This window comes from Hungatella effluvii (assembly GCF_003201875.1).
Lineage (GTDB): Bacteria > Bacillota > Clostridia > Lachnospirales > Lachnospiraceae > Hungatella > Hungatella effluvii.
In genome coordinates, this window is the sequence record NZ_QJKD01000026.1 from 1 (window position 1) to 18,550 (window position 18,550).

General features: G+C 48.7%; 15 protein-coding genes, 6 tRNA genes and 1 pseudogene. 12 read left to right on the forward strand and 10 right to left on the reverse strand.

The window, feature by feature from the left end; all coding sequences use genetic code 11:
- Positions 1-471: 471 nt before the first annotated feature.
- From DFR60_RS28025 to DFR60_RS28050, 6 genes are all read right to left on the reverse strand, one after another.
- A tRNA-Lys gene (locus tag DFR60_RS28025) sits at positions 472-544 on the reverse strand.
- A 4-nt stretch (positions 545-548) separates the two neighbouring features.
- Positions 549-620: transfer RNA gene (locus DFR60_RS28030), tRNA-Gln, on the reverse strand.
- A 46-nt stretch (positions 621-666) separates the two neighbouring features.
- Positions 667-742: transfer RNA gene (locus DFR60_RS28035), tRNA-His, on the reverse strand.
- Positions 743-782: 40 nt separating this feature from the next.
- Positions 783-856 (reverse strand) — tRNA-Arg (locus tag DFR60_RS28040).
- Between the two features lie 3 nt (positions 857-859).
- A tRNA-Gly gene (locus DFR60_RS28045) sits at positions 860-930 on the reverse strand.
- A 55-nt stretch (positions 931-985) separates the two neighbouring features.
- A tRNA-Pro gene (locus tag DFR60_RS28050) sits at positions 986-1,060 on the reverse strand.
- A 494-nt stretch (positions 1,061-1,554) separates the two neighbouring features.
- On the opposite strand from DFR60_RS28050, the gene DFR60_RS28055 reads away from it, so the two are divergent.
- The 3 genes from DFR60_RS28055 (at position 1,555) to DFR60_RS28065 (ending at position 3,746) form a co-directional block, all read left to right on the forward strand.
- Positions 1,555-2,019, forward strand: coding sequence for a methylated-DNA--[protein]-cysteine S-methyltransferase (locus DFR60_RS28055; RefSeq protein ID WP_110326302.1), 465 nt, complete (start codon positions 1,555-1,557; stop codon positions 2,017-2,019).
- Position 2,020: 1 nt separating this feature from the next.
- Positions 2,021-2,827 (forward strand): glycosyltransferase family 2 protein, encoded by an 807-nt coding sequence (locus DFR60_RS28060; protein ID WP_110326304.1) that lies wholly within the window; start codon positions 2,021-2,023, stop codon positions 2,825-2,827.
- Positions 2,828-3,032: 205 nt separating this feature from the next.
- On the forward strand, positions 3,033-3,746 hold the full coding sequence (locus DFR60_RS28065; protein ID WP_110326306.1) for a hypothetical protein: 714 nt from the start codon (positions 3,033-3,035) through the stop codon (positions 3,744-3,746).
- Positions 3,747-3,963: 217 nt separating this feature from the next.
- On the opposite strand, the gene DFR60_RS28070 is transcribed toward DFR60_RS28065, so the two are convergent.
- From DFR60_RS28070 to DFR60_RS28080, 3 genes are all read right to left on the reverse strand, one after another.
- Positions 3,964-4,563, reverse strand: a complete 600-nt coding sequence (locus DFR60_RS28070) for an ABC transporter ATP-binding protein (RefSeq protein ID WP_110326308.1) — start codon at positions 4,561-4,563, stop codon at positions 3,964-3,966.
- A 10-nt stretch (positions 4,564-4,573) separates the two neighbouring features.
- Entirely contained in the window at positions 4,574-5,341 is a 768-nt protein-coding gene (locus tag DFR60_RS28075) for an ABC transporter permease (RefSeq protein ID WP_110326310.1), read from the reverse strand.
- Between the two features lie 128 nt (positions 5,342-5,469).
- Positions 5,470-6,567, reverse strand: coding sequence for an ABC transporter substrate-binding protein (locus DFR60_RS28080; RefSeq protein WP_110326312.1), 1,098 nt, complete (start codon positions 6,565-6,567; stop codon positions 5,470-5,472).
- 301 nt (positions 6,568-6,868) lie between these two features.
- On the opposite strand from DFR60_RS28080, the gene DFR60_RS28085 reads away from it, so the two are divergent.
- From DFR60_RS28085 to rhuM, 7 genes and pseudogenes are all read left to right on the forward strand, one after another.
- A complete protein-coding gene (locus tag DFR60_RS28085; protein ID WP_110326314.1) occupies positions 6,869-7,699 on the forward strand; it encodes a purine-nucleoside phosphorylase in 831 nt (276 codons plus the stop codon).
- A 28-nt stretch (positions 7,700-7,727) separates the two neighbouring features.
- Positions 7,728-9,479 carry an adenine deaminase gene (gene ade, locus DFR60_RS28090; RefSeq protein ID WP_110326316.1) on the forward strand — a complete coding sequence of 584 codons (1,752 nt, stop codon included), beginning with the start codon at positions 7,728-7,730 and terminating at the stop codon, positions 9,477-9,479.
- Between the two features lie 321 nt (positions 9,480-9,800).
- Entirely contained in the window at positions 9,801-10,040 is a 240-nt protein-coding gene (locus DFR60_RS28095; protein WP_002604584.1) for a (2Fe-2S) ferredoxin domain-containing protein, read from the forward strand.
- 2 nt (positions 10,041-10,042) lie between these two features.
- Complete coding sequence (locus tag DFR60_RS28100; protein ID WP_110326318.1) at positions 10,043-11,776, forward strand: [Fe-Fe] hydrogenase large subunit C-terminal domain-containing protein; 1,734 nt, start codon at positions 10,043-10,045, stop codon at positions 11,774-11,776.
- On the forward strand, positions 11,776-12,957 hold the full coding sequence (locus DFR60_RS28105) for a SpoIIE family protein phosphatase (protein ID WP_002604582.1): 1,182 nt from the start codon (positions 11,776-11,778) through the stop codon (positions 12,955-12,957). The genes DFR60_RS28100 and DFR60_RS28105 overlap by 1 nt, the downstream gene beginning before the upstream one ends.
- Before the next feature lie 61 nt (positions 12,958-13,018).
- Entirely contained in the window at positions 13,019-14,470 is a 1,452-nt protein-coding gene (locus DFR60_RS28110; protein WP_110326320.1) for a 4Fe-4S dicluster domain-containing protein, read from the forward strand.
- Positions 14,471-14,547: 77 nt separating this feature from the next.
- A pseudogene (gene rhuM, locus DFR60_RS31540) lies at positions 14,548-14,775 on the forward strand (RhuM family protein); the annotation flags it as partial.
- A gap of 239 nt (positions 14,776-15,014) precedes the next feature.
- Here the strand turns inward: rhuM and DFR60_RS28120 are convergent.
- Positions 15,015-16,022, reverse strand: coding sequence for a LacI family DNA-binding transcriptional regulator (locus DFR60_RS28120; protein WP_110326324.1), 1,008 nt, complete (start codon positions 16,020-16,022; stop codon positions 15,015-15,017).
- Positions 16,023-16,287: 265 nt separating this feature from the next.
- On the opposite strand from DFR60_RS28120, the gene DFR60_RS28125 reads away from it, so the two are divergent.
- Both DFR60_RS28125 and DFR60_RS28130 read left to right on the forward strand, forming a co-directional pair.
- A complete protein-coding gene (locus DFR60_RS28125; RefSeq protein ID WP_167437751.1) occupies positions 16,288-17,613 on the forward strand; it encodes an ABC transporter substrate-binding protein in 1,326 nt (441 codons plus the stop codon).
- Positions 17,614-17,666: 53 nt separating this feature from the next.
- On the forward strand, positions 17,667-18,545 hold the full coding sequence (locus tag DFR60_RS28130; RefSeq protein WP_110326328.1) for a carbohydrate ABC transporter permease: 879 nt from the start codon (positions 17,667-17,669) through the stop codon (positions 18,543-18,545).
- The last annotated feature ends 5 nt before the right edge of the window (positions 18,546-18,550 follow it).

Consider the following 18,550-nt stretch of genomic DNA (forward strand, 5'->3'; position numbering starts at 1 on the left):
TAATACCCAAATATAAGTTTATCATTAGAATAAGCACCGGCAGAACCGGTGCTCATCATTAAACTTTTTAAGGACATTTTCAAAAATGATTGACAGAATTTATAATTAAGCTTTGTGAACACCTTTGCGGATAATCGGATAGATTTCCAATGCCAGCAGTGAGAATACTACGATATAGGCCAAATATGTCATATGTAACACCTCTCTTTCTTTGATACCATTATTATATACACGAGGAGGGAAAAGGGCAATCCGCATAGTATCTAAAAAATATTTAGGAAAATACCAGATAGAATACAGAATATACAAAAATTTTTAGTAGGCCTAAAAATTTTTTAGATGCCGCATATTGTGTTACATAGAGTGATAAAATAATGTCAATTGAGGACATAAAAAGTGGAAGCTTTACCCCACAAAAAAAAGTCGTACTCGACGACTTTTTTTGATGGTCTTTACATACCATATCATTACTGAGACACCGGGGACTCGAACCCCGGACAACTTGATTAAAAGTCAAGTGCTCTACCACCTGAGCTAGTATCCCAAAGCTGGGCCAGCCAGATTCGAACTGGCGACTGCAGGAGTCAAAGTCCTGTGCCTTACCGCTTGGCGATGGCCCAATATCGTATGATAATTCCAGATAAAAAAAAATTCCCTATAAGGGAAAGGTGAGTAGAGGGATTCGAACCCTCGGCCTCCAGAGCCACAATCTGGCGCGATAACCAACTTCGCCATACCCACCATAAACAAATCGCACACATCGCTGGTTAATTGATGTGAAACGAGCCTGAAGGGATTTGAACCCCCGACCCACGGCTTAGAAGGCCGTTGCTCTATCCAACTGAGCTACAGACTCACAAGCGGGTGATGGGAATCGAACCCACGTATCTAGCTTGGAAGGCTAGTGTTCTACCATTGAACTACACCCGCAGATAAACATGAGAGACAGTAGTTAAAATAACAAATGTTATCTTTATTACTATCATCGGGGTGACAGGATTCGAACCTGCGACCTCCTGGTCCCAAACCAGGCGCTCTAGCCAAGCTGAGCCACACCCCGTAAACAGAATTTCTCTGTAATTTTTATCCACCGTCTCGCGACGCAAGAGTTATTATATACGATACGACAATACTTGTCAACCATTATTTGAAAAAAATAAAAAATAAAAGAAAATAAAAAATCCCCCCCATAAATGGGAGGGGCCGGCAGTAACCATCGAGTTACTGCCGGCCGAGTATGAAAAATAAAAAGTCAATGTTAAAAGGGTGGGGTTCCTTTACACTATTTAGTATAGGAGAAAATTGTGTCATAAATTTGTCCGCACCATAAACATTTCATAAAAAAACTTAAAGAAATATGAGGAAATCTTGAAAAATGGGAGAAGAAATATAAAATCTGGCGGGAAGCCGCCAAACGGGTGCCGAAACCGCCTGTTTATGGTATACTAGCCGGTAGATGACATCGATCGCGGACTGCGATCGAAGAGAACCACAGATGATATCCATAGAACGGAATATCCATAGAAAGGAAAATCCATAGAAAGGAAAATCCCCATGCTTTATTATGAATTTTACGAATCCGCACTGGGTCCGCTCACCATAGGAGATACGGACGGAGCGGTGAGCAGTATCAGCTTCGGCAGAATCCCTCTGAAGGAGGGCGTTCAAAAGGAAACAGACTTAACGCTCCAGGCCGCCAAAGAGATTGCGGAGTATCTGGCCGGCGAGCGCACGGCATTTGATCTGCCGTTGAGACCGGAGGGAACACCATTTCAGAAAAGAGTTTGGGAAGCGCTTCTGACCATTCCTTATGGGGAGACGAGAAGCTACAAAGACATTGCGGGGCTTGCCGGAAGCCCGAAAGGATTCCGGGCGGTGGGTATGGCCAACAACCGCAATCCCATCCCGATTCTGATTCCGTGCCACCGGGTAATCGGTGCGGATGGGAGCATGACCGGGTATGGGGGCGGACTTCCTATTAAAATAAAGCTGCTGGAAACAGAGCGGGGAGGAGAGTAACGTGCAGCTGCCATTGGTGAGTATAATCGTTCCAATTCACAATTCGGCGAAGACACTGAAGCGGTGTGTTGACAGTATTTTAAAGCAGGATTACCGGGAGCTGGAGGTATTTCTGGTAGATGACGGAAGTGAAGACGGGAGTCTGGCAATATGCCGTGAGTATGCAAAGCAGGACGTCAGGATCAAAGTAATCCGCAAGGAGCAGTCCGGGGTATCTGACGCCCGCAATCTGGCAATGGACCAGGCGGAGGGGAAATACCTGCAGTTTGTGGACAGTGATGACTGGGTCACCCCGGATGCCACGAGGATGATGGTATCCGCGGCAGAGCATAGCTCCTGCGATATGGTCATCACCCATTTTTTCCGTGTCAACCGTGATAAAATAAGAAGAAAAGGCCATATCAAGGAATACGAGGTTATGACCAGGGAAGGCTTTGCGGAGCACATGATGGAAAAACCGGCCAATTTTTACTACGGAGTCATGTGGAATAAACTGTACCGCCGGGACATTTTGAACACACATATGCTTCGATGCAGCAGGGAGCTGAACTGGTGTGAAGATTTTCTGTTCAACCTTCAGTACCTCTGTTACGCGGAGCGCATCTGTGCGCTGCCGTATCCCACCTACTATTACGTGAAAACAAAGAACAGCCTGGTGGCGAAGGAAGCCACGATGAAGAATACGATACAGACGAAAAAGTTTATTTTTACCTATTATAAAGAACTTTATGAAAATATTGACCTCTACGAGGAAAATAAGGGGAAGATCAATCGATTCCTGATCTCCATCGCTTCGGACGGCCATTGAGAGGCCCGTTTTCCGGCCCCGCATGGCGCGGATTCCGGCCGGTAACAAAAGGAAAATAATGAGAACATGATAAACAGAACATAAAGTTTATTAAGAATTGTTTGTGATTCTTTCGGTTCTTTTAATACACTATACAAAAGAATCTGAACATGTTATAATCCTCTTCGTCGCAACAAGTTAAGACAGATTATGAGGAGAGATTATTATGAGAAAGAACAGCAGGATCATTACGCTGGCAGTGGCGGCAGCCGTTATGATGGCAGTAACTGCGTGCGGATCAAAAGATAAGACAGAGACAACCGCTTCCACAGAGACAACGACAGAGGCAGTAACCACTACCGGGACAGAGACGACAGCATCAGAAGCTGAAAGTACAGAGGAAGAAGACCAGGCAGAAGAGGAAGAGATGGATGAGGCCGATGAGGCCGCAGAAGAGACTACCGCATCTGCAGCGGGCGAGATCGGTTCCGACGGCGTATTTAAGGCAGCCAATGGCAAGTTTGAGATCAAAGTTCCGGCTGGCTGGACCATCGATGAGGGAAGCGACGATGAATATGTAACCTTCCTTTCCGCAAGCGGTGACGACATGCTGGAAATCATGACGATCAGCGGCAGTTCCGCAGATTCTATCCGTGAGATTTATCCGGATACAGCAGAAGAATACAAGAACATGGTGAGCCGCGGCGATGACATGGAGATTCTTTCCTATGATGTGAAGACGAAAGATGACGGAAGCCAGACTTTCCAGTACTCCATGAAATACACGAATCCTAACGACGGGATTCACTACCTTGCTGAATCAGGTTCCTATGACGCGGCAAAGCAGACCTACTCCTGTGCGACAGGAACGGTTATGTCAACCGATGAGGCTGTTTCCAAGCAGGTCGAAGAGGCAGTAAAATCATTTAAGATTAAATAATCCGGTTTTGACGGATTGGAACTAGTATAACCCACACCAAATACCTTACTGTTTCGCTGGTCTGATTTTCCGATAGCACAGACGCAAAAGCCTCAACGTAACCCCATTACGCCTACGTTTTTGCGCCTGTACTCTCGAAAAAACATCCTCACCGAACCAGGCATTTAGTGTGGGTCATACTAGTAAGAGAAAAGGGATATGACCCGGAGTGATGGGGTCATATCCCTTTTTCTTCTGCCGTAAGGCGGATCAGACTGCCGCCAAGAAGGGGGACATCCTCCTCCTGATGAGTACTGATAATTGCCAGCTTTTTGGCTGTCTTCTGTTTGACAAATTCTATGACCTTTCTTCGCGTGTCTTCATCCAGACCGGTAAACGGCTCATCCATGAGGACCGCATCAAATGGCACCGCCAGCGCCCTGCAGACGGCGACACGCCGTTTCATTCCGCCGCTTAAGGTGGAGACCGGCCGGTAGATGGATTCTTCAGGGAGAAGTTTACATAAATCTTCCTTTACGGCCTCCCGTATTTCCTTTGTTACCTTCGGGAAGACCATCAGCACATTATCGAGAGAAGAGAAAGATTCACACAGGCGGTTCTCCTGGAAGACCGCCGAGAGAAAGGCACCCTCTGTCCCGGATACGGTTCCGCTGTCAGGCTGGTCGAGTCCGAGGAGAATCCGGAAGAAGGTGGTCTTTCCCGAGCCGGAAGTGCCCATGAGGCAGTAAATGTCTCCGGTCCGGAATGTCTGGCTGACCTGGCTGAAGACTTTTCGCCCGTCAAATGATTTAGAGAGATTCATTACTGTAATTTCCATAGTGATTGGCTCACGCACCCCGCTTTCTTTTCGCTCTGTTCTGTCGTTCTGCCGCCTTTAGAAGCTCGATGAAGACCTTTTCAAACAGGCCGCTGATGACAATGATTACCAGAGTCCAGGCGAATAAATCCGCTGTGCTCAAATAGATTTTCGCCATGTAGAGTTTTTCACCGATAGAGTGGTCGGGCACACCGATGACCTCGGCTGCGATGCCGGATTTAAAGCTCATGCCCAGACTGATATTGGCGCCGCTTATGAGATAGGGAAGCAGGGCCGGCCAGTAAATGTAACGGAATTTCTTCCAGCCCGACATATGAAAGACCCTGGCCATCTCCAGAAGCTGGGGCTCCGCGCTGTGAAGCCCGGCGATGGTATTGATGTAGATCATGGGAAATACCACCAGAAATGCGATAAAGACCGAAAGGTTTCTGGAACCGATCCAGATCAGCGCCAGAATGACAAAGGAAGCCACCGGTACCGATTTGACCAGAACCATGACAGGTTCCAGCAAATCCTTTAAGAATGGAAAACGGCAGGCAGCGCTTCCCGTCAGGATGCCGGCCAGGAACGCGCCTAAGAATCCGGTGCTGATTTTGCCGAAAGTAAGACCGATCGTCCTCCAGAATTCCACCGTGGAGATCTGTGCAATCAGCGCTCCCGCAACCTCTGCGGGGCCGACCAGGATGATGGAATTGTGAACGGCAATACTGATAAACTGCCAGAGCACCAGCCAGAAACAGATGATGCCGGCTTTTCGCCCCAGACCTGATGGTTTCATGGTGTGTCCCTCCTTGCTGTGCAAATGTAACTGTTTTAACTTAACCGTACTAAATTTACCAACCAGCTTACTGCAAAAATTCAGCGGCCGGAGACCGGCCGCCGGATACATACTTACCTATTCATTATTTATGGCATATAAAAGAAGTCTTTCGTAGGAAGCTCACCGCCCACTGTGGTCGGGTCCATTTCATACAGAGCGGAAAGATACCCGTAGAGCATGTTTTTCATGTCGCTGCCGTCAATATAGGTGATGCTGCAGTATGGAATCGCTTTTTCTGCAACCGGGGCCTTTTCGATGATGCCCGCGGCTGCTACGAGTTTGGCTGTCTCAGCTACGTTCTCATTGGCAAATGCGGCAGATGCTTTCTGTTCTTCCATAAATGTTTTGACTGCATCGGAATGTTCTTCGAATAATTCGCCGCGGCAGATGGTTACGCCCGTTACGAGGCTTCCGCCGTCCTCACCGGATACGGCTTCCCATTCCCTGGTCAGATCGAGCACCATTTTGAGGGCGTCATTCTGGGCCATGGCCACTGTGACGAATGGCTGCGGAAGAAGTCCGATGGCATCCGGCTTTTCTTTTAAGAGAGCGGCAACCTCGGTCGGCTCTGATTTGTATTCGAGAGTGACGTCATCCGTGGTCATGCCATTTGCCTTCAATAAGTACTGAAGTGCGTAATCCGGTGTCGTTCCCTTGCCGGTTAAGTAAACGGTTTTTCCTTTTAAATCCGCGATGGATTTGATGGAGTCATCGGACGATATTACGTACAGAACTCCCAGAGTATTGATATTTAAAACATTAACGCCGTGGTTGGTCTTGTTGAAAATGATGGAGGCCATGTTGGAAGGCACCAGAGCGATATCGAGATCTCCGCTTACGATCTTTCCAAGCAGTTCATCGGCTGCGGTCACCATGGTGAATTCATAGGAACCTTTTGCCTCACCCTTTGACGCCTGATCCATCAGCTCGACCAGTCCCATGGAGGTAGGCCCTTTTAAGGAACCGACACGGAGCGTAAAGTCAGAAGACGCAGCGCCGGCGCTTTCCGTCCCTGCTTCCGTTTCAGGAGCTGTTGTGATTTCTTCTTCCGTTGTCTCGGCAGCAGTCTCTGTGGCAGCCGCTGTTGTGGTTTCTGCCGCTGTCTCACCGCCGTTCTTTGCACAGCCGGTAAGAGCCGCCGCCGTCATGGCAAGAGCCATGAGTACAGGTAATACTTTTTTCATAATTATCATCCTCGCTTTCTGTCCGTTTCAATAACCCGGCGGCATAGTCACTTGACTATGAAATAAAAAAACCACACCAAAAAGGCATGGGGAATCCCGCGATCGATGATTTCTCCTCGCCTTCTCCGTCAGGTAATCCTTTCGGGTTAGAACGAACAATTCCAGTATACCATTACCTGGCAGGTTTTGTCAAAATGTTACTGGTTTCCATTTTTCCTGTTCAGATCTATTAAAAATTGTGATATACTGTAATTACTTATACTTATATCACAGAAAGGAAATGAAGGAGGATAAAGACAAGATGAACGAAGTATATGAGAAACTGCAGGGCTGTTTAAAGAGTGTGCGGGAAAAGACAGATTTTAAGCCGGAGATTGCACTGGTTTTAGGCTCCGGTCTGGGAGAATACGCGGAGGAGATTGAGGTTGCCGCGGCCATTGATTACAAAGATATCGAAGGGTTTCCGGTGTCTACGGTGCCGGGACACAAGGGCAGGTTTATCTTCGGCTATGTAAACGGCGTTCCGGTTGTGATCATGCAGGGCCGCGTTCACTTCTACGAGGGGTATCCGATGAGCGATGTGGTACTTCCCGCACGGCTTATGGGACTTATGGGGGCGAAGATCCTGTTTCTGACCAACGCCTCCGGTGGAATTAACAGCACATTCCACGCAGGCGATTTCATGCTGATACGCGACCATATCGCCTCCTTTGTGCCGTCACCTCTGATTGGCGCCAACATCGACGAATTGGGACCGAGATTCCCTGACATGAGCGATATCTACAGAAGAGAGCTGCGTGACATCATAAAAGAGACGGCGAAGGAAGAGGGCATTGAGTTAAAAGAGGGCGTGTATTTACAGCTTACCGGCCCCAGCTATGAATCCCCTTCCGAGGTATCCATGTGCAGGATGCTGGGAGCGGATGCGGTCGGTATGAGCACGGCCTGTGAGGCTGTGGCGGCAAACCACATGGGAATGGCTGTCTGCGGTATTTCCTGCATCACCAACATGGCGTGCGGCATCAGTAAGGAGCCTCTGAGCCATACCGAGGTCCAGGAGACAGCAGAACGTGTGGCGCCTCTGTTTAAGCGTCTGATTACGGCTTCTGTCACAAAGCTGGCAGGCAGATAGTCAGTACAGAAAGGGGAATATTGATCTTATGGATAAGAAACTGTCAGAGCGGATTCTGGCTTCTGCCGGAGCGAAGAAGGCGTCTCTGGTACTGAAGCATGGAACCGTTGTAAATGTATTTACCGCCGGACTGGAACAGGCGGATATCGCCATCGAGGACGGCTGTATCGTGGGACTGGGGGATTATGAAGGGGTAACGGAAATAGATTTAAAGGGAGCAGTCGTCTGTCCCAGCCTGATAGACGGCCACATTCATCTGGAGAGCTCCATGGTGGCGCCGGGAGAATTTGAGCGCACTGTCATTCCCCACGGCACCCAGGCCGTCATCACCGATCCCCATGAGATCGCCAACGTGGCGGGCACCCAGGGAATCCAGTTTATGATGGAGCGGACGGAGGGGCTGACGCTGGATGTCTTCTTTATGCTCCCATCCTGTGTGCCGGCTACCGGTCTGGATGAGTCTGGAGCCGTGTTGTCCGCAGATAAGCTGGAACCATTTTATAAAGAAGAGCGTGTGCTGGGTCTTGCGGAGCTGATGAATTCCTACGGCACCACGAGGGCGGACCGTGGGATTCTCGACAAGCTTTCGGGCGCTCTCGACAGAAATAAGCTGGTGGACGGCCACGCCCCCGGCCTTTCCGGCAAGGAACTGAACGCCTACGTGACAGCCGGAGTGCAATCGGATCACGAGTGTTCCGATGCTTCCGAAGCGATCGAGAAGCTGAGCCGCGGCCAATGGATCATGATTCGGGAGGGCACGGCTGCGAGGAACCTAGAGGCGCTGATTCCGCTGTTTCAGGAGCCATATTACCACCGGTGCATGCTGGTGACGGACGACAAGCATCCGGGTGATTTACTCCGCCTTGGCCACATCGATTATATCATCCGGAGAGCCATAAGCCTTGGCGCTGATCCGGTTCACGCCGTGATTATGGGTTCCTACAACGCGGCTCAGTATTTCGGATTAAAAGACAGGGGAGCGGTTGCGCCGGGATACAAGGCGAATCTTATCGTAGTATCGGATCTTGAGAATTTCCGTGTGGAGCAGGTATATAAAAATGGAAAGCTGGTAGCGGAAAATGGTTCCATGAAAGAAGGAATCCTGGCTGCGGAGATAAAGCACATAGACACGCCCGTAAGGGTCGGAGATTCCTTTCATTTAAAGGAGATCGTGCCGGAGCAGCTCCATATAGAAAAAAAGAGTGATCAGGTGCGGGTATTATGTTTAACGCCAGGCGAGCTGACCACTACGGAACGTCTGGTATCATGGACCGAAAAAGAGGGATACGCCCCAGGTGTGGACGTGGATCAGGACATCGTAAAAATGGCAGTATTTGAGCGCCACCACGACACCGGTCACATAGGGCTGGGCTTCCTGGGCGGCTATGGACTGAAAAACGGTGCGGTAGCGACCAGCATTGCCCACGATTCCCATAATTTAATCATTGCGGGAACCAACGATGCCGACATGGTTCTGGCTGGAAACACGGTACGAAAGAACCGCGGAGGCCTGGCGGTAGTAGCGAATGGAAAAGTCCTGGGCGAGCTGGCCCTGCCCATTGCCGGATTAATGAGTGAAGAGGCGGCGGAAGAAGTAGATGAAAAGCTGGAGAAGTTAAAAGAAGAAGCTGGGAAACTGGGAATCTCGAATTCGATCGACCCGTTTATGACGCTGGCATTCGCCAGTCTTCCGGTAATTCCGAAGCTGAGGTTAAACACATATGGACTGATAGACGCAGAAAAGCAGGAGATCGTGGATGTCATGGTTGGATGTATGTGAAAAAGTACAGCACAGATGAAGTTTTTTGATTGATAATAATATGTCAATGTGAGATAATGTACGCAAAGGGCAGAGCCAGGCAGATACACCCGAAGCCGGCGCGGAATATGAAAAGCCGTTTTTGCCTTTCATATTCCGTGCCGGCTTCGGGTGTATCTGTATGGCGAGCGAAGCGACCCTGGAATGCCGGAGGCATTTCAGGGCTCTGCCCGCACCCCCGCCACTATGAGCGACCATTCAAACTAAGTATTTTATTTACTTACACCACACCCATCACCATCACCACCACAACCAAACACAAGATATTGGAGGGAGATTTTCATGAGAGTTACAATCTGTATAGGAAGCGCATGTCATTTAAAAGGTTCCAGAGAAATCATCGCCCAGCTCCAGCAGTTGGTAAAGGAGAATCATTTAGAAAGCAAAGTAGACTTAAATGGTTCCTTCTGCAGCGGAAACTGTGTCAACGGGGTTTGTGTAACCGTAGACGGCCAATTATTCTCTTTAAAACCAGAAGACACAAAGGAGTTTTTCGATAAAGAAATCGTAGGGAGGCTGTAATCATGGCGATTATTGATTTCAAGGCTACGAAATGCAAGCACTGTTACAAATGTGTCCGCAACTGTGAAGTCAAGGCAATCATGATTAAAGATGAGCGGGCCGAGATTATGCCGGACAAATGCATTTTATGCGGAAAATGCATGCAGGTCTGTCCACAGTCAGCGAAAACGCTGGTAAGCGATTTAAACACTGTAAAAGGTTACATAGCGAATCACATCCCAACCGTCGTATCCATCGCCCCATCCTATATGGGATTATTAAAATACAAGACCATCGGCCAGATCAATGCCGCTCTACGCAAGCTCGGTTTCACAGACGTCCGTGAGACGTCGGAAGGAGCAGCCATGGTGACGGCTGAATATGCGCGGCTTCTGGAAGAGGGGGAGATGGAAACGATCATAACCACCTGCTGTCCGAGCGTCAATGACTTAATTGAAATCTATTATCCACAGCTGGTTCCTTACATGGCGCCGGTGGTTTCGCCGATGATTGCACACGGCAAGATGCTGAAGGAAGAGCTGGGATCGAATGTAAAGGTCGTATTCTTAGGCCCGTGTATCGCCAAGAAGAAAGAAGCGGGCGATGACCGCCACGATTCCTGTATCGACGCGGTCTTAAACTTCAACGATATTAACCGCTGGCTGAATGAGGAAGAGATCACTATCGAGGACTGTGAAGACATTCCGTTCCGCCATCTGGATCCCAAGGTCAACCGCCTCTATCCGGTCACCAACGGAGTCGTGAATTCCGTTCTTGCCACAGAGGAGAAGAAGGATGGCTATCGCAAATTCTACGTTCACGGCGCCAGGAACTGCATCGATCTATGTGAAAGCATGGTACGCGGTGAGATAAAAGGCTGTTTCATCGAGATGAACATGTGCTCCGGCGGCTGCATCAAGGGACCGACCGTAGAGGACGAGAGCATATCCAGATTCAAGGTGAAGCTGGATATGGAAGAGACCATCGAAAAAGATCCTGCAAAAAAGAGCGAGGTTGAGGAGATCGTCAATAAAATCTCCTTCAACAAGATCTTCATGGACCGTTCTCCGAGAGAACCGATGCCAACAGAGGCCCAGATCCAGGAGATCCTTAAGAAGACGGGTAAGACGAAACCGGAGGACGAGTTAAACTGCGGCGCCTGCGGTTATTCCACCTGCCGCGAAAAAGCCATCGCCGTATTCCAGAAGAAAGCCGAACTGGGCATGTGTATTCCGTTTATGCATGAAAAGGCCGAATCCTTATCGAACCTGGTTATGGAGACATCACCGAATATCGTTCTAATAGTAGATAAAGACATGAAGGTTCTGGAGTATTCTGCGGTAGGAGAGAAGTATTTCGGGAAGACGAGGCAGGAAGCCTTAAATATGTATTTGTATGAATTCATCGATCCGTCGGATTTCCAGTGGGTCTACGATTCCCACCAGAATATTCATGGAAAAAAGGTGACCTATAGCGAATATAATTTCTCCATGCTCCAGAATATCGTTTATATTGAAAAAGAGGACGTGGTGCTCGCCACATTTATCGATATCACGAAGGAAGAGGAGCTGGCGAAGCAGGAGTATGAAAAGAAGCTGGAGACCATCGATCTGGCGCAGCGGGTAATCCATAAGCAGATGATGGTAGCCCAGGAAATTGCCGGTCTGCTGGGTGAAACGACAGCGGAAACAAAGACTACGCTTACAAAGCTCTGCCGGTCCCTGCTGGATGAAGGAAGTGAAAGCGAGGTCAAGTGATGGGAGTAACAGTAGACGTTGCATACAAAAGCCTGAATAAGTTCAACGAGGTTCTGTGCGGCGATAAGGTGGAACTGCTCCAGACGGAGAATTCCAACATCATGATTCTCGCCGACGGCATGGGAAGCGGAGTCAAGGCTAATATTCTGGCGACCCTGACCTCGAAGATATTAGGAACCATGTTTTTAAACGGAGCGACTCTGGAGGAATGCGTGGAGACAATTGTGGAGACGCTTCCGGTCTGCCAGGTGCGGCAGGTGGCATATTCCACTTTCAGCATTCTGCAGGTATTCCATAACGGAGACGCCTATCTGGTGGAATTTGACAATCCGAGCTGTATCTTTATCCGCGCCGGAGAGCTGGTTCCGATTCCCCAGAATATCCGCGTGATTCAGAACAAAAAGATCAACGAGTACCGTTTCCGGGTAAAAAAAGGAGATGCTTTAGTTCTGATGAGCGACGGCACCATCCATGCCGGAGTGGGGCAGCTATTAAACTTTGGCTGGCTCTGGGAAGACATCGCCGCCTATGCGCTGAAACAGTACCGGATCACGATCTCTGCGATCCGTCTGGCTACGGCGCTCAGCCGGGCCTGCGACGAACTGTACCAGTTCCGTCCGGGAGATGACACGACGGTGGCTGTCATGCGTATCATTGACAGGAAACCGGTGCATCTGATGACGGGACCCGCCAGGAACCCGGAGGATGACACCGCCATGGTGGCTGATTTCATGTCGGGAGATGAATTTACCAAGCGGGTGGTCTGCGGCGGAACCAGCGCCAATATTGTGGCCAGAACCACGAAGAAGAGCCTGGATGTCTCGCTGGATTACAATGATCCCGATATCCCGCCGATCGCCTACATCGATGGCATTGAGCTTGTCACGGAAGGCGTTCTCACCTTAAACCGCGTTCTTCAGCTGCTGAGGCGTTATGTGAAGAACGAGGCGGTCACAGAAGAATTTTTCCTGGAACTGGATAAACCAAACGGTGCGTCCATGGTGGCGAAGATGCTGATCGAGGACTGTACGGAACTGAAGCTGTACGTTGGAAAAGCCATCAACAGCGCATATCAGAACCCTGGTCTTCCATTTGATCTCGGTATTCGCCAGAATCTGGTGGAGCAGTTAAAACACACGGTGGAAGAGATGGGAAAAAAAGTTACGGTAACTTATTATTAATGAAATTTGCTATAGATATCCATTCTGCTTCCGGCAGATGGAAGTTACGAGGAGGAAAATTATGGTAACAAACGATGCAACATTACTTCGCATAAAACATCAGGTATTGTACGAGGTGGCGAAAATGGCGTGGGAAGGTTGTCTGGAGCAGCACAGGGAAGAGATTCCCTACAAGATGCTTCCGGGCCCGAAAGCACAGTTCCGCTGCTGTATCTACAGGGAACGTGAGATCATCAGAGAACGTGTTCGCCTTGCAGAGGGCTTATGCCCCAGTGGAAAAGATACGAAGAACATTGTACAGGTTATCAGCTCCGCCTGTGAGGGATGTCCCATTGCCCGCTACGTCGTAACCGACAACTGCCAGAAGTGTATGGGAAAGGCATGTCAGAATTCCTGTAACTTCGGAGCCATTTCCATGGGCCATGACCGTGCCTATATCGATCCTGAGAAATGTAAGGAGTGCGGCAAATGTTCCCAGGCATGTCCATATAACGCAATTGCAGACCTGACCCGTCCGTGTAAGAGAAGCTGTCCGGTGGACGCCATCACTATGGATGAGGACGGTATCGTTGTAATCGACGAGAGCAAATGCATCCAGTGCGGCGCCTGTATCCACAGCTGTCCGTTCGGAGCGATCGGTTCCAAGACATTCCTGGTGGATGTCATCAACTTGATCAAGGCAGGCAAGAAGGTAGTTGCCATGGTGGCGCCGGCAACAGAAGGCCAGTACGGACCGGAGATTACCATGGCCAGCTGGAGGACTGCGCTTAAGAAGATCGGCTTTGCAGACATGGTAGAGGTTGCCCTGGGCGGCGATTTAACCGCGGCTGCGGAAGCGGCAGAGTGGGCGGAGGCGTATAAAGAGGGGAAGAAGATGACGACTTCCTGCTGTCCGGCTTTTGTCAACATGATTAAGCAGCACTATCCGATGCTGCTCGATAACATGTCAACGACAGTATCCCCGATGTGCGCCGTATCCAGAATGTTAAAGGAAGAGGATCCGGAGACCATCACCGTCTTCATCGGGCCGTGTATCGCAAAGAAGAGCGAGACTCTGGATTTAAATATTAAAGACAATGCGGACTATGCCATGACGCTGGGCGAGGCACACGCCATGATGGTGGCAAAGGGCGTGGATTTAGAGCCGGAAGAGAATACACTTCAGCAGGGCTCCGTATTCGGAAAGCGTTTCGGCAACGGCGGCGGCGTAACGGCAGCAGTTCTGGAATGCTTAAAGGAGACCGGCGAAAATGCCGATATCAACGTCATGAAGTGCAACGGAGCCGCAGAATGCAAGAAGGCCCTGATGCTGCTTAAGATAGGCAAGCTGCCCGATGATTTCGTGGAAGGCATGGTCTGTGTGGGCGGCTGTGTCGGCGGCCCCAGCAAGCACAAGAGTGAGACCGAAGCCAAGAAAGCCAGGGATTTACTGATCGGCCAGGCGGATAAGAGAGAAGTTCATGAGAACTTAAAGATGCAGGGCGCAGAGCAGGTGGCAATGCACCGGCATTAGTGAGATGGCAGAAATGGAAGCCCCGGCGGCTGAGTGAATCAGACCGGGGGTTCCATTTTTATTTTGATTATATTTCTGTGATCTCGAGACATATTAAAAATGTCTTTCAGGAAGAAGTCGAGAAGAAAAGTGATTTGCACCTTTTGCAAATTGCTAATTCAGACAAACCGGTTGCCAGTTACAGCCTGGATGTCATTATATATGTGGGATACCGGGTTAAATCAAAACGCGGAGTAGAATTCCGCAGGCGAGGCGATCATGTCCTGAAAGACTACATAATTCGCGGTTGCGCGGTCAACCAAGGCTGCATGGACCAGTTAGGAGGGATCATCAGAATCATGAAAAGAGTGGATGAATGTCTGGATACGAGACAGGTTTTACACGTAATCGTTCCGGTCCAGTATTGGGGCAAGCATCAGACGTTCGGAGGAAAGGAAAATGATGGTTAATCTGGTGATGAAGTGTCTGGTTTGAATATTGATATATGTTTTTTATAACTCCGGGAATATATTTCCCGGAGTTTTCCGCAACTCGTATTTTGTACCTAAACCCGCGAAGCAGTGGAGGCCCTCTCAACTAACTGTACATCCAGTACAATGTTTTCTGCAGGGGCTCCTGCATCTTTGATGTGGCGGAAAAGGATTTCGACGGCTAATTCTGCCTTTCGGTGTACATCCTGTGAAATTGTGGTCAACTGTGGTGTCAGGAATCTGCCGATGGGCTGGTTATCAAAGCCCATGATCGAATAATCGGCAGGGATCTGGAAACCGGCGTGGTGCAGATCCTGAATAAGATTTGCAGCAATGACATCGCTGGCCGCAAATATGGCCGTCAATTCACCATGACGCCGGCGAATATCTTCCAGTGCCAGGGCCATGTGTTCTTCGGTGTCACTGGTATAAGCTGTAATTGCCTCGCTGGGGATTCCCAAATCGTTGAGACCGAGACAGAATCCTTCGTAGCGGTGACGAATAACCCCGTTTTCCTGAATGGATGGGCCGATAAAGGCAAATTGCCTGTGTCCCAGCCCTGCCAGATGAGCCGCCGCCAGGCTGCCCCCCTTAAAATCATCAATTCCGACGTTGATGATCTGCCTCATGCTGCTGTAGCTGTCCGTAAAGACAAGAGGAATCTTGTTGTCATTCTGAATCTGAAGCATCTCGCTGTCAAATACCCCTAAAAAAATAGCTCCCTCCGAATGCCAGGATCGAAGGCTGGGGGTAATGTCCTGAAAAGTATCCACAAGGCGAACCATAAGGCAGTACCCCTCCTGCTGGACTGCGTTAGCGATAACTCCGAGAAGCTCCGCATTATAGGGAGATTCCAACGGGTTTTCATAATGACGTTTGGAAACCAGAACCGTTATGATGTGAGAAGAACTGCCCACGAGGCTTCTGGCGGAGGCATTGGGAACGTATCCCATTGTATCTATAATTTCCTGTATTTTTGCACGTGTTTCCTGGGAAACGCCTGAGGTGTTGCCGTGAATGACTCTTGATACAGTCATGGCACTGACACCGGCGGCTTTGGCGACATCTTTCAGTGTTACCATAATGATGCCCTCCTTACTGCGTATTTAAAGTTAACGATATATCTTTGAGCATGCATTTATTATAATATAAAAAAAGAAAAAATGCAATATTATCCAGATCTATTCAAAATTAATTTTAAAATATTACTAAATACACTTGACAAATATGGAACACAGTAGTAAGTTATAAACAGTTAACGTTAACTTAAGATACGACAAACGATTTAAAATCTGTAACCAAGAGTTTCACAATGATTATAAATCTATGAGAGAGGTAAGGGGTAACATGAAAAAGAGAATTATAGCAGTACTGCTGGCAGCAGCAACAGCCATATCCACAACAGCCTGTAAAGCACCGGCAGGTCAGGAATCCACTGGTGCAGAGAAAACGGAAGCAGCCGTGCCTGCAGAAAACGGAAGCATGAAAACGGATCCGGTGACGATTCATTACTTTGGCCATGCCAACAGCAATGGAGCAAATGAACAGATTATTTCAGATTTTCAAAAGGAGTATCCGTGGATTACTGTGGAATTGGTAGACTTGCCTAATGATACGGCGCAGAAGCTTTCCACCATCAGCACCATTCTCCAGGCAAAAGATTCTTCCATTGATGTTATGGTTATGGATGGAACGTGGACAACTAATTTTATGAGTGCGGGATGGCTGGAACCGTTAACAGGAAAAATTACGGATGAACAGTTAGGAACGTATGTGGATGGGGCCATTTCCGGATGTTATCTGGGAGATGAGCTTTATGCCCTCCCGTTCTATTTAAATGTCAGCTCACTTCTCTATAGAAAAGATATCCTGGATAAATACGGATTTGAACCGGCAAAAACCTGGGATGAGCTGATTGAACAGTGCAGGGTAATTACAGCCGGAGAAGAAAATATGTCTGGTTTCACGGCGGCCTGGAAGCAAAATGAATCCCTGACATGTACGGGACTCGAATACGTATGGGCTTTTGGCGGAGACGTCCTTGATGAAAAGGGGACATGCATTATTAATTCCAATGAGACGAAAGCGGGATTAAAGATGATGAAGCGTCTGGTTGATGAAGGAATCACCGTTGAAGGAATCACCGGATTTACCTCTGCCGATATGAGGGCTCCGTTTTATGCCGGTAATGTAGTGTATGCAAGGGACTGGGCGACCGGTTATGTCGGAGCAACTGACGAGAAACAGTCCGGCATCGCGGATCAGGTTGGAATTGCACCTCTTCCGGGAGGAAAGGACCAGGATACGAACTACAACTGTTCCGGCGGATGGAATATGGGAGTATCTGCATTTTCGGAACACAAAGAGGAAGCGGAATTATTTGCAGCATACGCCTGCGGCTATGATGCGAACGTGACGCAGACCTCGATGAACGGTGATATTCCGACCAATCTGGAAGTGCTGAAGAGTGAGAAGGTATTAGAAGCGCGGCCATATATGGCAGAACTTGCCGACATGACGGCAAAATGTAAGAATCGCCCTTCCTCACCTTATTACGAGGAAGTATCTGCGGCATTCCAGAACGGAGTTGGCAATTATCTGGCGGGTAATGTCGAGCTGGATCCCATGCTGGAAGAAATGCAGAAGACAATTGATGAAATTATGTCCAGATAACTCAGAGGGGCGTCTGACCTTAAGACGCCCCGGATTTTACAGGAGGCTTTTCTATGTATCAGAAAAAACGTCAGCGGGTTGCCTATTTGTTTTTAATACCGGCCATGGTGCTGTTCCTGCTGTTTGTGGCGTATCCCGTGCTCAATACTTTAAAAACCAGTCTTTATTCCCTGCGGATTCAGACGCTCAGTCAGGGCGGTAAATTTGTGGGATTTCAGAATTTTATAAAACTGGCTCAGGATAAGACCATGTTAACTTCGCTGGTGTTTACGGTGGGATTTACAGTCGTTTCCGTAATACTGGAAACGGTGCTGGGCATGGCGTGTGCGCTGATCATGAACCGCACTTTTAAGGGACAGGGCTTTGTGAGAGCGATGATCCTGATTCCGTGGTGTATTCCCACCATTGTATCTGGTCTTATGTGGTCCTATATGTTCTCGGAATCCTTTGGAGTAATCAATCAGGCTTTAAAGGCGATTGGACTTTCGCCGGTCATGTGGGTAACCGGGGCAAAAGGTGCATTTTCTTCCATGATCATAGCCGACGTGTGGAAAACAAGTCCCTATATGTCGCTGCTGCTTCTTTCCGGATTAAAGACCGTTCCGGGAGATATCTATGAAGCAGCCGCCATAGATGGTGCTGGAAAGATACAGCAGTTCTTTTTTATTACACTTCCGGTTATCAAACCGGTAGTTCTGGTCTCTGTCATGTTCCGGACCATACAGAGTTTTCGTATTTACGATCTCGTCAAAGTCCTTACGGACGGCGGTCCTAACAGCGCAACGCAGAGCCTGACTATGTATACAATGAAACAGTATTTTACATTCGGAGACTTAGGATATGGCGCGGCGCTTGCGGTTCTCACATTTGCTGTATCCCTGATAATTGCCATGTTCTTTTATGATGGTATGAAATCAAAACTGGAGGTGTAAATGGC

Bases quoted from the DNA above. Each gene is read 5' to 3' on its own strand.
- DFR60_RS28070 (WP_110326308.1), bottom strand. From the start codon at position 4,563: ATGGAAATTACAGTAATGAATCTCTCTAAATCATTTGACGGGCGAAAA.
- DFR60_RS28100 (WP_110326318.1), top strand. From the start codon at position 10,043: ATGGCGATTATTGATTTCAAGGCTACGAAATGCAAGCACTGTTACAAA.
- DFR60_RS28055 (WP_110326302.1), top strand. From the start codon at position 1,555: ATGCTTTATTATGAATTTTACGAATCCGCACTGGGTCCGCTCACCATA.
- DFR60_RS28110 (WP_110326320.1), top strand. From the start codon at position 13,019: ATGGTAACAAACGATGCAACATTACTTCGCATAAAACATCAGGTATTG.
- DFR60_RS28065 (WP_110326306.1), top strand. From the start codon at position 3,033: ATGAGAAAGAACAGCAGGATCATTACGCTGGCAGTGGCGGCAGCCGTT.
- DFR60_RS28080 (WP_110326312.1), bottom strand. From the start codon at position 6,567: ATGAAAAAAGTATTACCTGTACTCATGGCTCTTGCCATGACGGCGGCG.
- DFR60_RS28125 (WP_167437751.1), top strand. From the start codon at position 16,288: ATGAAAAAGAGAATTATAGCAGTACTGCTGGCAGCAGCAACAGCCATA.
- DFR60_RS28105 (WP_002604582.1), top strand. From the start codon at position 11,776: ATGGGAGTAACAGTAGACGTTGCATACAAAAGCCTGAATAAGTTCAAC.
- ade (WP_110326316.1), top strand. From the start codon at position 7,728: ATGGATAAGAAACTGTCAGAGCGGATTCTGGCTTCTGCCGGAGCGAAG.
- DFR60_RS28085 (WP_110326314.1), top strand. From the start codon at position 6,869: ATGAACGAAGTATATGAGAAACTGCAGGGCTGTTTAAAGAGTGTGCGG.
- DFR60_RS28075 (WP_110326310.1), bottom strand. From the start codon at position 5,341: ATGAAACCATCAGGTCTGGGGCGAAAAGCCGGCATCATCTGTTTCTGG.
- DFR60_RS28095 (WP_002604584.1), top strand. From the start codon at position 9,801: ATGAGAGTTACAATCTGTATAGGAAGCGCATGTCATTTAAAAGGTTCC.
- DFR60_RS28130 (WP_110326328.1), top strand. From the start codon at position 17,667: ATGTATCAGAAAAAACGTCAGCGGGTTGCCTATTTGTTTTTAATACCG.
- DFR60_RS28120 (WP_110326324.1), bottom strand. From the start codon at position 16,022: ATGGTAACACTGAAAGATGTCGCCAAAGCCGCCGGTGTCAGTGCCATG.